At 59.7% G+C, this 13620-nt stretch carries 12 protein-coding genes; 2 read left to right on the top strand and 10 right to left on the bottom strand.

Annotated features, from left to right (window positions below; all coding sequences use genetic code 11):
• Nucleotides 1–116 precede the first annotated feature (116 nt).
• From AACY19_RS09730 to AACY19_RS09720, 3 genes are all read right to left on the bottom strand, one after another.
• A complete protein-coding gene (locus tag AACY19_RS09730; RefSeq protein WP_339450028.1) occupies nucleotides 117–1223 on the bottom strand; it encodes an NADH:flavin oxidoreductase/NADH oxidase in 1107 nt (368 codons plus the stop codon).
• Nucleotides 1224–1490: 267 nt separating this feature from the next.
• Nucleotides 1491–3200, bottom strand: coding sequence for a single-stranded-DNA-specific exonuclease RecJ (gene recJ, locus AACY19_RS09725; RefSeq protein WP_339450027.1), 1710 nt, complete (start codon nucleotides 3198–3200; stop codon nucleotides 1491–1493).
• A 55-nt stretch (nucleotides 3201–3255) separates the two neighbouring features.
• A complete protein-coding gene (locus AACY19_RS09720) occupies nucleotides 3256–3798 on the bottom strand; it encodes a YaeQ family protein (RefSeq protein WP_007908961.1) in 543 nt (180 codons plus the stop codon).
• Between the two features lie 146 nt (nucleotides 3799–3944).
• Between AACY19_RS09720 and AACY19_RS09715 the strand changes: the two genes are divergently transcribed.
• A complete protein-coding gene (locus AACY19_RS09715; protein ID WP_339450026.1) occupies nucleotides 3945–5144 on the top strand; it encodes a CaiB/BaiF CoA transferase family protein in 1200 nt (399 codons plus the stop codon).
• Nucleotides 5071–6051: a TIGR02285 family protein gene (locus AACY19_RS09710; RefSeq protein ID WP_339450025.1), complete on the top strand. Its 981-nt coding sequence runs from the start codon at nucleotides 5071–5073 to the stop codon at nucleotides 6049–6051. The genes AACY19_RS09715 and AACY19_RS09710 overlap by 74 nt, the downstream gene beginning before the upstream one ends.
• 177 nt (nucleotides 6052–6228) lie before the next feature.
• Here AACY19_RS09710 and AACY19_RS09705 read toward each other — a convergent pair whose 3' ends face one another.
• The 7 genes from AACY19_RS09705 to xerD form a co-directional block, all read right to left on the bottom strand.
• Entirely contained in the window at nucleotides 6229–6510 is a 282-nt protein-coding gene (locus AACY19_RS09705; protein ID WP_339450024.1) for a DUF3509 domain-containing protein, read from the bottom strand.
• A 162-nt stretch (nucleotides 6511–6672) separates the two neighbouring features.
• Nucleotides 6673–7080, bottom strand: a complete 408-nt coding sequence (locus tag AACY19_RS09700) for a response regulator (protein ID WP_339450023.1) — start codon at nucleotides 7078–7080, stop codon at nucleotides 6673–6675.
• A 110-nt stretch (nucleotides 7081–7190) separates the two neighbouring features.
• Nucleotides 7191–8567 carry a transporter substrate-binding domain-containing protein gene (locus tag AACY19_RS09695; protein ID WP_339450022.1) on the bottom strand — a complete coding sequence of 459 codons (1377 nt, stop codon included), beginning with the start codon at nucleotides 8565–8567 and terminating at the stop codon, nucleotides 7191–7193.
• Between the two features lie 121 nt (nucleotides 8568–8688).
• Nucleotides 8689–10098 carry a threonine synthase gene (gene thrC / locus AACY19_RS09690; protein WP_339450021.1) on the bottom strand — a complete coding sequence of 470 codons (1410 nt, stop codon included), beginning with the start codon at nucleotides 10096–10098 and terminating at the stop codon, nucleotides 8689–8691.
• 109 nt (nucleotides 10099–10207) lie between these two features.
• Entirely contained in the window at nucleotides 10208–11512 is a 1305-nt protein-coding gene (locus AACY19_RS09685) for a homoserine dehydrogenase (protein WP_339450020.1), read from the bottom strand.
• 131 nt (nucleotides 11513–11643) lie between these two features.
• On the bottom strand, nucleotides 11644–12375 hold the full coding sequence (gene dsbC, locus AACY19_RS09680) for a bifunctional protein-disulfide isomerase/oxidoreductase DsbC (protein ID WP_339450019.1): 732 nt from the start codon (nucleotides 12373–12375) through the stop codon (nucleotides 11644–11646).
• Nucleotides 12376–12627: 252 nt separating this feature from the next.
• Complete coding sequence (xerD, locus tag AACY19_RS09675) at nucleotides 12628–13524, bottom strand: site-specific tyrosine recombinase XerD (protein ID WP_339450018.1); 897 nt, start codon at nucleotides 13522–13524, stop codon at nucleotides 12628–12630.
• Between the last annotated feature and the right edge of the window lie 96 nt (nucleotides 13525–13620).

The following is a 13620-nucleotide window of genomic DNA, read 5'->3' as shown; positions in this document are numbered from 1 at the left end:
GACGGGCCTCATCGCTGGCTTGCCAGCGATGACGGCAGCATTTCAACAAAAAACCATCAGACAAAACAAAGCCCCGGCCATCACTGACCGGGGTTTTTTGCTTTCTCGTGCCCCACTCAATCGCGCAAATCAGACTCATGAATCGGCTGATCCCGATGGGTAGCGCGTTGATACTGCGCCGGCCACACCGCTTTGCGTCCACCCAGATCATCATCGGCATGCAACGGCCAATACGGATCACGCAGCAGTTCGCGGGCGAGGAAGATGATGTCGGCCTGACAGGTGCGAAGAATGTGCTCGGCCTGCGCTGGCTCGGTAATCATTCCTACGGTACCGGTGGCGATGCCTGACTCCTTGCGCACGCGCTCGGCGAAACGCGTCTGATAACCCGGCCCCACAGGAATCTCGGCGTTGGCTGCGGTTCCGCCCGAAGACACATCAATGAGATCTGCGCCAAGGCTGTGCAGGCGTCGCGCCAGCTCCACGGTTTCGTCCGGGTTCCAGCCGTCCTCAACCCAGTCAGTGGCCGACACCCGAACAAACACTGGTAACTCCTGCGGCCACACCGCCCTCACCGCTTCGGTCACTTGCAGCACCAGACGAATACGATTTTCAAACGAACCACCGTACTGATCGCGGCGCTGGTTGCTCAGAGGCGAGAGGAACTGGTGCAGCAGATAACCATGCGCCGCATGCACCTCGACCACACTGAAACCCGCCTTCAGCGCGCGTTTGGCGGCATCGACAAAGGCCTGGATGACCTCGGCAATCTGCCCTTCATCGAGTTGTTTCGGCTGGGTGTGTTGCGGGTCGAACGCAATCGGCGAAGGCCCGACCGGCGTCCATCCGCCATCGTCCGGTTTGACGCTGCCATGCTTGCCGATCCAGGGACGATGAGTGCTGGCCTTGCGTCCGGCGTGAGCCAGTTGAATGCCGGCGACCGCGCCCTGAGACGTGATGAAGCGGGTAATGCGTTGCAGCGGTTCGATCTGTTCGTCGTTCCATAACCCCAAATCTTCGGCGGTGATCCGCCCGTCGGCGGTGACCGCCGTGGCTTCGGTGAATACCAATCCCGCGCCGCCCACCGCGCGGCTGCCGAGGTGCACCAGGTGCCAGTCGTTGGCCAGGCCGTCGACGCTGGAGTACTGGCACATCGGCGAGACAGCGATGCGGTTGGGCAGGGTCAGTTGGCGCAGGGTGAAGGGTTCAAGCAGCAGACTCATGGGGCACCTCTCAAATCAGTGGGCAGGCTCCAGGGTTCTGTTTGAATAGTCGACGAGTGACAGGAAAAGGTGCAGCACCCGCCCCCGCGGGCAAAAAATTCGACAAGACGTCACAAGGCCAATCAAGCAGTGCTTAGAGCCTAGTCGACAACCGGGGATGCGGGAGGGTTCAGAGTGATTCTGTGTGTGAAAGTCCGCCTTCGCGAGCAGGCTCGCTCCCACAAGGACAACACCGTACCTGTGGGAGCGAGCCTGCTCGCGAAGGGGTCAGCGCGGTTCGATATGAGCAATCATCAGTTGCACAGTCTCGTTGCCGCGAAACTCGTTAACGTCGAGCTTGTAAGCCAGTTCAACCCACTGAATGGTCGGATTCGGCCAGATATCCCGGTCAATCCCAAAGGCAATGCCATCCAGCTTCACCGAGCCGCATTCACTCTTCAACACGACTTTCAGGTGTCGCTCACCGACCACGCGCTGCTCGACCAACTGAAACACGCCGTGGAACAGCGGCTCCGGGAAGTGCTGACCCCAAGGCCCGGCGTGGCGCAGGGCGCGGGCCAGTTCGAGGTGGAACTCTTCAACCGCCAGCGTACCGTCCGAAAGCATGCGCCCGGTCAGATCCTCCTCACGAAGTTGCCTACGCACTTCAGCGTCGAATGCCTCGGCGAACAGCGCAAAATTCTCCTGCGGCAAGGTCAGACCGGCGGCCATCGCGTGGCCGCCGTACTTGGCGATCAGGTTCGGATGTTGCGCAGCGACCACACTCAAGGCATCGCGAATGTGAAAGCCTTGTACAGAACGCCCGGAGCCCTTGAGCAAACCATCGCCTGCATCGGCAAAGGCAATGGTCGGACGGAAATAACGCTCTTTCATTCGCGAGGCGAGAATACCGATAACGCCCTGGTGCCATTCCGGATCGAACAGACACAGACCAAACGGCATCGATTCCACTGGCAAGTCCTTGAGCTGTGCCAGCGCTTCACGCTGCATGCCCTGCTCGATGGATTTGCGATCCTGGTTCATGCCGTCCAGTTGCGCGGCCATTTCCCGCGCCAGATTGGCGTCGGCGGTGAGCAGGCATTCGATACCCAGGCTCATGTCGTCCAGACGTCCCGCCGCGTTCAGGCGCGGGCCGACGATAAATCCGAGGTCAGTGGAGGTAATACGTGCGGCGTCGCGCTTGGCCACTTCAAGGATCGCTTTGATCCCCGGCCGCGCACGCCCGGCGCGAATCCGCTCGAGGCCCTGATGCACCAGAATCCGGTTGTTGGCGTCCAGCGGCACCACGTCGGCAACGCTGCCCAGCGCCACCAGATCGAGCAACTCGCCGATGTTCGGCTGTGGCTTGTTTTCGTACCAGCCCAGGCTGCGCAAACGCGCACGCAGCGCCATCAACACGTAAAAGATCACCCCTACGCCGGCCAGTGCCTTGCTCGGGAACTCGCAGCCCGGCTGGTTCGGATTGACCAGCGCATCGGCCAGCGGCAGCTCATCACCGGGCAAGTGGTGGTCGGTGATCAAGACCTTGAGCCCGGCCCTCTTTGCTGCCGCCACGCCCTCGACGCTGGAGATACCGTTGTCGACGGTGACCAGCAAATGCGGCTCGCGAGTCAGCGCGACCTCGACGATTTCCGGGGTCAGGCCGTAGCCGTATTCGAAGCGGTTGGGCACCAGATAATCGACGTGCGCCGCGCCGAGCAAACGCAAACCGAGCATGCCGACCGTACTGGCCGTTGCGCCGTCCGCATCGAAGTCGCCGACGATGAGGATGCGCTGACGTTGCTCCAGCGCCGTCACCAGCAGGTCTACCGCTGCGTCTATGCCCTTGAGTTGCTGGAAGGGGATCAACCGCGCCAGGCTCTTGTCCAGCTCCGCTTCGGACTGCACGCCCCGCGCCGCGTACAAGCGGGTCAACAGCGGCGGCAGATCACCGAGAAAAGGCAGAGTGGCAGGCAGTTGGCGAGGTTCGATACGCATGGGGTGACGAAGACTTCTCTTGATTACGTGGGATTATTCCGGTGGTGACGCAGGATCAGCCCCGCTCACCTTGCAGCCATTGCAACTGGACTTCGTGCTGACCACGGTCGTCGGTGACGAAGATCGTCCCTTCGCTGATCATCACGTCCCACTTGATGACGCGGGGCATGTCCTTGGCCAGGGTTTCCAGCACTTCTTGCGGAACCGCTGCGATGTTGACGTTTTTCAGGTTCTTGATCGCCGGGATCACTTTGGTTTCCCAGACGCGCAGGCTGCCGTAAGCGAGCAGGCTGGTGCGCTCGGTGCGGCGCGAGCACCAGGTCAGGCGATCGGCGTCTGGCTGGCCGACTTCGATCCAGTGCAGGACACGGTCATCCAGGCTTTTTTCCCACAGCGCAGGTTCATCCACGTCTGACAGACCACGACCAAACGACAACTGCTCGTTGTACCAAAGTGCGTAGGCCAGCAGGCGCACGGTCATGCGCTCTTCAGTTTCCGAGGGGTGACGGGCGATGGTCTGCTTGACGCTCTCGTAGACGCTGCGATCAAGATCAGTGAGGTTCAGTTCAAACTTGTAGGTCGTGGACGGCTGGGCCATGAACGGGCTTCTTGATACGAGGAAAGTCGGCAAGTCTAACCGATGCGGTAGTCAATCATCGAATTGATGGCGATCAAGCTGCGGCGTCTGACAGCCGGCTATGTTAAAACGCTGTATCTGCACAGCCTTGTCCTACAGGATTCAGTATGCCGTTCGCCAACAAACCGCTCTCGGGTGTGAAAGTCATTGAATTGGGTACGTTGATTGCCGGGCCGTTTGCCTCGCGTATTTGCGGCGAGTTCGGCGCCGAAGTGATCAAGGTCGAATCGCCCGACGGCGGCGACCCGTTGCGCAAATGGCGCAAGTTGTACGAAGGCACTTCGTTGTGGTGGTTCGTCCAAGCGCGCAACAAGAAGTCGCTGACGCTGAACCTCAAGCACCCTGACGGGCTGGCGATCCTGAAAAGACTTCTCAGCGAAGCCGACATCCTCATTGAGAACTTCCGCCCCGGCGTGCTGGAAAAACTCGGTCTGAGCTGGGAAACCCTGCACGCGCTCAATCCGAAACTGGTGATGGTGCGCCTGTCCGGTTTCGGCCAGACCGGGCCGATGAAAGACCAGCCAGGTTTCGGCGCGGTCGGCGAATCCATGGGCGGCTTGCGCTACATCACCGGTTTCGAAGACCGCCCGCCAGTGCGCACCGGAATTTCCATCGGCGACTCGATTGCTGCGCTGTGGGGCGTGATCGGCGCACTGATGGCGCTGCGTCATCGCGAGGTCAACGGCGGCACGGGTCAAGTGGTCGATGTGGCGTTGTACGAAGCGATTTTCGCAATGATGGAAAGCATGGTGCCGGAGTTCGATGTGTTCGGCTTCATCCGCGAGCGCAGCGGCAATATCATGCCCGGCATCACACCGTCGTCGATCCACACCAGCGCCGACGGCAAGCATGTGCAGATCGGCGCCAACGGCGACGCGATCTTCAAGCGTTTCATGCTGATCATCGGTCGCGACGACCTGGCCCATGATCCGACACTGGCGAGCAACGACGGGCGCGATCTTCGTCGCGACGAGTTGTATGGCGTGATTGATCGCTGGGTCAATTCGCTGCCACTGCAATCAGTACTCGAACGGCTCAATCAGGCCGACGTCCCGGCCAGCAGGATCTTCAGTGCCGAGGACATGTTCAGCGATCCGCAATACCTGGCCCGGGAAATGTTCCTGCACGCCAAGCTACCGGACGGCAAAGACTTCAAGATGCCGGGCATCGTGCCGAAACTCTCTGAGACACCGGGCTCTTCCGAATGGGTCGGACCGCAGTTGGGTGAACACAATGCGCAGGTACTCAACGATCTTGGCTACGACGAGCAACAGATCGCCCGGTTGCGCAAAGACGGAGCCATTTAAGCTGAAGCGCCGGCAGACATCGCACGCCAACCGCGCTCACCACGGGTGGAGGTGGCGGCTGTTCGGCCTGTTGGTTCTGCTGACGGCGGCGAACACTGCGCAGGCAAAACCGACATTGGTCTGGTTATTGCGCGACCTGCCACCGCTGACCATTTTCGAAGGCCCGAAAAAAGGCCAGGGCGTGATCGATCAACTGATGCCTCAGCTCATCGCCGGCATGCCGCAATACGAACACAGGCTGATGCGGGTCAATCGCGCCCGCGGCTTGCAAATGCTTCACGAAAATCCCTTCGCCTGTGACCCTGCCCTGCTGTGGAATAAAGAGCGCGCGCAGTGGGTCGCGTATTCGATCCCGGCGATTCGTGCGGTGAGCAACGGTCTGGTGGTGCGCCAACAGGATCGCGCAGTGCTCGAACCCTATGTGGTCAACGGCGAAGTGAATCTGTCGGCGTTGCTGGCCGCGACTGACCGGAAAGTCGGCGTGGTTGCCGAACGCAGCTATGGCGAACTCATCGATACCGTGTTGCTTCAGGCACCCGGCGGTGCCCTGACGGCGCATTACGGTAACGATGCGCTGAGCAACCTGCTGTCGATGCAGCGACTGGGCCGGTTGCAGGTGGTGCTGGGTTATTGGCCGGAGATTCGCTATCAGGCGAAACAGGCACAGATCAATGAAGATGAGCTGGAGTTTTACCCGATACAGGGAAACGGGAAATATCTGTCAGGTTACGTGGCATGTTCCGACACCACCCAAGGACGTCAGGCCATCACCGAGATCAACCATCTGCTGCGGACCCTGCCCCACGATCATCTGAATGAACTCTACGCCGCGTGGCTGGACCCCGACAGACGCGAGGACTATCTGGAGCACGCTCGCCTGTTTTTTGAACATCAGGCTGCGCAATAGACAAACGCCGGGCAAAAGAAACCCCGAGAAGTGGGGAGACGACTCGGGGTTAAACGTGGCCTGTATCAAAGACCCGTAGCAGCAAGCGACAAGCACCGGAGCACAATGCTTGATCTTGCTGTTACGGGGTCTGACTGACAGAGATGCAGGAAGGTTCCCACAAAATAAATTTCATCTTTACAGCTGCGCACGCTTGTCCAGCGCCGCGTTGCGCAATGCCGCGATCACACAGGGCTCAATCCGCCCTTCGGCGATCAGAACGTCGCGGTGCAAGCCATCGACCACATCGGTCAGCAGACGTTTATCGGTCAACTGCGCCTGATTGAATTGGCGCTCCACCACGATGGCACCGAGGCGGTTCTTCAAGGTCACCAGGCATTCGCCATGGGCACCGCTTGGAGACAACGAAACCTGATACGGGCTCAGAGCCTCACCGAGCAATAGACTGATACTTTCCATCTCGATCTCCACTCAATAGTCCGAAAACATTGTGCCTGGGGCGTGTTCACAATAAATGACCACCGGCCCGAGAAGAAAGTTCTGAAACCAGGCTCGTCCCTGAGGCTTTACCGGTCTGTCAGAGCATGCCCGCCGAAGATGACAGAAACATAACCATGCCCCTCACACGTTCGCCGACCGCCTTGTCGTTTGCAGGTAAGTATCCAGCAACCCCCTCATCAATACGGCTGACACCGGCGTGTGAAGTTGCCCCAGCAGTTTGATCCCATGCACCTGCAGGATGCTTTCAAGATCGCTCAGCAGCGCCTTGGCGACCCGCCCCAGGAGAATGATGGCGCGGGCCTCTTGCCTGCCCGCCAGATGGCGGATGAGCGCCATTCCCTCGCCGCCCTTCATTTGTGGATCGCAGATCGCAATATCAATCGCAGCCCCCAAGGCCAGCGAACGTTTTGCCGACTCCAGTGATGAGGCGGTCAAAACGTCATAGATTCCGACCGCGTTGAGCATCTGGTGCAAAGCCATCAGTTGGTAAGGATCGGGTTCAAGAATCAGGATTTTGAGCAAGCGCATGGCAACCTCGAAAACGGCATGTGCGGACACTGCCGCAATAGCGGATCACTCTAGGGCAGCCTCCTTCAGCCTCCCATCGGAAAAGGCAGCGCGATGTATAGGAATTTTCCCTACTTCGCTCGTGCGTCCAGACCTCCCACCGTTTCCTTGCCTGGCGTGATGTCGGTCCACCCACCGAGCAGGCCGCGCAACTCGCCTTCGGCGCTGTAAAAAGGCACCGTCCACTGGTAAATCTCGCGGTGCCCGCACTTGAATTGCAGGTGACGTTTGCTGAAGCGCGTGGTGCGTGCGCTCAGTTGGGCCATGAATTCTTCGTGGAGCAGAATCGCAGTGCCCCGCGGAAAAGCATCGACATCAATCAGGCGTCGGCCCTGCACCTGATCGAAGCGCACCGACAAAGCCTCTTCATAGCTTTTGTTGCAAAGGATCAGGCGCCCCTCCAGATCTCGGACAAACACCGGATCGGGCATCGCATCGATCAGCGCACGCTGAAACACCAGTTGATCGTTCAGATCAACCTGCACGTCCCGCCGCTGTTTGATCACGATTTTCAACCGACGATTCCATAGCAGCGACAACGCACCGAACACGCAGCCGGCAAACACGCCCAAATAAATCAGGCGAGTCCAGCCCTGCCGTTGCTTCGAAGGCGGTTGCGGGCCGATGCCGCCCAGCCATTTCTGGCGAATGGCGCGCAACTCGGCGGGCGGGAACGCTTCCAGCGCCTTGTTGAGGATATCGAGCAACTCAGGCTGCCCCTTGCGGACCGCCAGATGATCGGCCTCCCATTTGCCCTCAAGGAGTTCGCCGACATGCAGGCGTCCCGGCGGATAGAGCTGGGAGCCGATTTCATTCTCGATGGTCGCATAGGCCTCACCACTTTCCACCAGCGCCCGGGCTTCCGCGTAGGTCTTCACCGAGCGAATGGAAATCAAAGGGTAATCACGCCGGATACTGCCCTCCAGCGCATGCCTGGCCGGCAACACCAGAACCCGGTTTGCCAACTGCTCCAGTGACTGCAACGGCGGCTCGCTCGCACGCCCGACAAACACCCAGCCGGCGCCCCCGAATGCAAGACTGAAGTCGAGGGCCTCCTTGCGCTCATCGTTCATCGCCAGGGTTGTGCTCATGTCAGCCATGCCATTTTCCAGGCTATCGAGCATCTGGTCAGTGGAAAATGACTCCAGATAAACAAACTGCAATCCGGTCATGGCGCTGATGTGCTTCAGCAAGTCGTCGTTCAGGCCGTTCCAGTGACCGTGCTCATCCTGGAACAGATACAACGGATATTGCACCGAAGCGACGATGACCTGGGGGTTGTCGCGAATCCATTGGCGTTCGCGTTCGTTCAGTTCAATCGGGTGCACGCTGAGCACCCGCCCTTCATCCAGCGCCAGATGTGCCGCTGCGACAATGCGCCAGCCGCTCAACAGGCCTAGCAGTAAAACCCCGCACAGGGCGTGTTTCCATCCTCTCTCAAACAGCATTGCCACTTCCCTCGTGATCGACTCACCCGTCCTTTCATGGGCGAAAACCCGATCAGTGTGGCAGCAGAAACAAAAAAGCCCGTCAGGAGACGGGCTTCAAAATGTGACAGCTTTTTCCGGTTTAAAGCGGTTTGCCGCGGTTGCCATGCTGGCTGACAAAGGCTTGCACGGCTTTCAGCTCGTTTGGCAGAACAGTGCAGCGCTCGTTTCGCTCAAACAAATCAGAAAGATGTGCAGGTAGTTCGAGCGCTTTTCCTACACCAGCTTTCTCCACCGCATCGGGGAATTTCACCGGGTGAGCGGTGCCCAGAATCACCATCGGGATGTCCAGGCTACGACGGCACTCGCGCGCTGCCTTGACGCCGATAGCGGTGTGCGGGTCGAGCACTTCACCGGTCTGCTCATAGATTTCGGCGATGGTTTCGCAGGTCTGTGCATCGTCGACAGCCAAGGAATCAAACAGCTTGCGTGCTTCGGTCCAGCGCTCTTGCTCGACGCTGAAACCGCCGCCCTGCTTGAACGAGTCCATCAGTCCGGCAATGGCAGCACCGTTGCGACCGTGCAGGTCGAACAGCAGGCGTTCGAAGTTCGACGAGACCATGATGTCCATCGACGGCGACAGCGTGGCGTGCAGGGTTTCCTTGACGTACTGGTTGCCGCTCATGAAGCGGTGCAGGATGTCGTTGCGGTTGGTGGCGACGATCAACTGGTTGATCGGCAGGCCCATATTGCGTGCCAGGTAACCGGCGAAGATGTCGCCGAAGTTGCCGGTCGGCACCGAGAACGACACCGAACGCGCCGGACCGCCCAACTGCAGGGCTGCGTGGAAGTAGTAGACGATCTGGGCCATGATCCGCGCCCAGTTGATCGAGTTCACCGCGACCAGACGCGTGCCTTTGAGGAAACCCTGGTCGGCGAAGCTCGCCTTGACCATTTCCTGGCAGTCATCGAAGTTGCCTTCGATGGCGATGTTGTGGATGTTCTCGCCGAAAATCGTGGTCATCTGGCGACGCTGCACTTCGGACACACGGTTGTGCGGGTGCAGGATGAAGATGTCGACGTTTTCGCAGTGCTTGCAGCCTTCAATGGCCGCCGAGCCGGTATCACCTGAAGTAGCACCGACGATCACCACGCGCTCGCCGCGCTTTTCCAGCACGTAGTCAAGCAGGCGACCGAGCAGTTGCAGGGCGAAGTCCTTGAACGCCAGGGTCGGGCCGTGGAACAGCTCCATGATCCATTCGTTGCCGTTCAGTTGCCGCAACGGCGCGACGGCGCTGTGGGCAAAGACACCGTAGGTTTCTTCAAGGATTTTTTTGAAATCGGCGTCCGGGATGCTGCCGGTGACGAACGGGCGCATCACCCGGAAGGCCAGTTCGTGATACGGCAGGCCGGCCCAGGAAGCGATTTCTTCCTGAGTGAAGCGCGGCAGGTTTTCCGGGACGTACAGACCGCCGTCGGTGGCAAGACCAGCCAGCAGGACGTCTTCAAAATTCAGGGCCGGTGCCTGGCCGCGGGTACTGATATAACGCATATGGGCAAACCTTCGGTTTGAGCTTCAAGCCGCAAGCTGCAAGCTACAAGTGAAAAGCGGCTCTGCTTTTACTTGCAGCTTGAAGCTCGAAGCCTGCAGCTGATTCTGTTTAGTTCAGGTGCTCGACCCGGATACGTACAACCGGACCGTTCACGCCGGCCAGCGCTTCGAGTGCAGTAATCGCATCGTTGATACGCCGCTCGACCACACGGTGGGTCAGCAGGATCATCGGCACCAGACCGTCGTGTTCCTCGACTTCCTTCTGCATGATCGACTCGATGTTGATGCCGCGCTCCGAGAGGATGCTCGCCACCTGAGCGAGAACGCCCGGATGGTCCTTGGCCTGAATGCGCAGGTAGTAAGCGCTTTCGCAGTCTTCGATCGGCAGGATCGGATGGGCCGACAGCGAATCCGGCTGGAAGGCCAGATGCGGTACACGATTTTCCGGATCGGAGGTCATGGCGCGAACCACGTCGACCAGATCGGCGATGACCGACGAAGCCGTTGGCTCCATGCCAGCGCCAGCGCCGTAGAACAGCGTCGAACCGGCAGCGTCACCGTTGACCATCACCGCGTTCATCACGCCGTTGACGTTGGCGATCAGGCGATCAGCCGGGATCAGCGTCGGGTGTACGCGCAACTCGATGCCGGCGGCAGTGCTGCGCGCCACGCCGAGGTGCTTGATGCGGTAGCCCAGCGCTTCGGCGTAATTGACGTCGGCGGTGGTCAGCCTGGTGATGCCTTCGGTGTAGGCCTTGTCGAATTGCAGCGGAATGCCGAACGCGATGGACGCCAGAATCGTCAGCTTGTGCGCCGCGTCGATGCCCTCAACGTCGAAGGTCGGATCGGCTTCGGCGTAACCCAGCGCCTGCGCTTCGGCCAGCACGTCTTCGAAGGTGCGACCCTTCTCGCGCATTTCGGTGAGGATGAAGTTGCCGGTGCCGTTGATGATACCGGCGACCCAGTTGATGCGGTTGGCGGACAGGCCTTCACGGATCGCCTTGATCACCGGAATGCCACCGGCCACGGCCGCTTCGAACGCCACGATCACGCCTTTCTCGCGTGCCTTGGCGAAAATTTCATTACCGTGAACGGCAATCAGAGCCTTGTTCGCGGTGACCACATGCTTGCCATTCTCGATGGCCTTGAGTACCAGCTCGCGGGCAACGGTGTAGCCGCCCATCAGCTCTATGACGATGTCGATCTCAGGGTTCGTGGCCACTTCGAAGACATCGTTGGTAATCGCAATACCGGTCGTCTGGAACTGAGGCTTTGGCGTGCGCATGGCAATTTGTGCCACTTCAATCCCACGCCCGGCACGACGAGCAATTTCCTCGGCGTTGCGCTGAAGTACGTTGAAGGTACCGCCACCGACGGTCCCTAACCCACAGATGCCTACTTTGACCGGATTCACTGTGAACTCCCCATGAAACGGCCGACTCAGGGTCGGCCGGAAAACAACCGCGTGCTCGCGGCTCTCTATTAATGGCCCGGCGATGATGCTGCCAGGCCATGATCGTCAAAGGCTGACCGTGACGATGCGAATTACTTCGCGCCCAGCGCCAGTTTGGCGACTTGTGGCGCAGGCTGGTAGCCCGGAATGACTTGTCCGTCGGCCAAAACGATGGCCGGTGTACCGTTCACACCAATCGACTGACCGAGGGCGAACTGTTTGGAAACCGGGTTGGCGCACTTGGCGGCCTTGATTTCCTTGCCATCGACCATTTTGTCCATGGCGGCTTTTTTGTCTTTCGAGCACCACACGGCCTGCAGTTGCTCGTCACCCGGGGAGCCGAGGCCCTGGCGCGGGAACGCGACATAACGCACTTCGATGCCGCGCTTGTTCAGCTCGGGCACTTCGGCGTGCAGCTTGTGGCAGTACGGGCAAGTGGTGTCGGTGAAGACGGTGATGTGCGATTTTGTCTCGCCCACGGCCGGGTAGACCACGGTTTCGGCCACTGGAATGGCGTTGATCAGTTTGGACACGCCCAGGCGTTCGGTCTTCTCGGTCAGGTTGACCGGTTTGCCGTCCTTGAGCTGGAACAGATAGCCCTGAACAATGTACTGGCCGTCGGCGCTGGCGTAGAGCACGCGGCTGCCCTTGAGCTTGACTTCGTACATGCCCGGCAACGGGCTGGCGGAAATGCTCTCGACCGGAACTTCGAGCTGGAGGTTTTCCAGGCTTTTACGAATAGCTTTATCAGCCGCGTCATCGGCGACGGCAAAGGTGCTGACCAACGCAATGGCTGCGGCGGCGAAAATCTGGATCAGACGCATGAGAACTCCTGAAGGCGGACAACTGGAGCGATCAGAACGCCCGTGCGGAACACCGGGTCATAACCGTCCATCGTGCAAACCGGCAAAGCCTAACACATAAGGCCACGGTGGCCGAATGCGCCTGTCGCCACACTTTCTGGACTGCACAGATCCTTGTGGGAGCGAGCCTGCTCGCGAAAGCGGAGGGTCAGCAAAATGAACACTGACTGACGCGCCCTCTTCGCCAGCAAGTCCGCTCCCACAGTTTTTTCATTAGCCTCTGGGGTGGTGTTTGGCGTGCAGGTCCTGCAATCGGGCGCGGGCGACGTGGGTGTAGATCTGCGTCGTGGACAGGTCGCTATGGCCGAGCAGCATTTGCACCACCCGCAGATCGGCACCGTGATTGAGCAGGTGCGTGGCGAACGCGTGACGCAAGGTGTGTGGCGACAGCGACTTGCCGATCCCGGCGACCTTGGCCCAATGCTTGATACGGTGCCAGAACGTCTGCCGCGTCATCTGTTCGCCGCGCTGGCTGGGGAACAGCACATCGCTGGGCCGGCCGCCGAGCAGCTCGCTGCGGCCATCGCGCATGTAGCGCTCAACCCAGACAATCGCCTCCTCGCCCATCGGTACCAGCCGTTCCTTGCTGCCCTTGCCCATCACCCTTAATACGCCCTGACGCAAGTTGACCTGCTCCAGCGTCAGACTCACCAGCTCGGTCACCCGCAAGCCGCAGGCGTACAGCACTTCGAGCATGGCGCGGTCACGCTGACCGATGGCTTCGCTCAGATCCGGTGCCTTGAGCAATGCTTCGACGTCGGCTTCCGACAGGGATTTGGGCAATGGCCTACCTAGCTGCGGCATATCGACACGCAACGTCGGGTCGACGCTGATCAGCTTTTCCCGCAGCAGATAACGATAAAAGCCACGTACACCGGAGAGAAATCTGGCGGTCGAGCGCGGCTTGTAGTTCTGCTCCAGTCGCCAGGCCAAGTGATCGAGGATCAGTTCGCGCCCGGCATTGATCATCTGCAGGTTTTTCTCCTGCAACCAGCCGTTGAACAGCGCCAGATCGCTGCGATAGGCGCCACGGGTGTTGTCGGACAGGCCTTTTTCCAGCCACAAGGCGTCAAGGAATTGGTCAATCAAGGGATGGTCGATGGCAGGCATGGGCGCTCAGGACACGCGACCTTGAGGCCGACGCGTAAATGTAGAGTGAACTGTAGGAATGGGCGCTAGTCTTTCATAGCCCGCTAATTCAAGGAA

It is taken from the genome of Pseudomonas sp. EA_5y_Pfl2_R50 (genome assembly GCF_963970475.1).
Lineage (GTDB): Bacteria > Pseudomonadota > Gammaproteobacteria > Pseudomonadales > Pseudomonadaceae > Aquipseudomonas.
The sequence above is the reverse complement of the archived record's forward strand: the minus strand, read 5'-3'. Positions and strand labels throughout refer to the sequence as shown.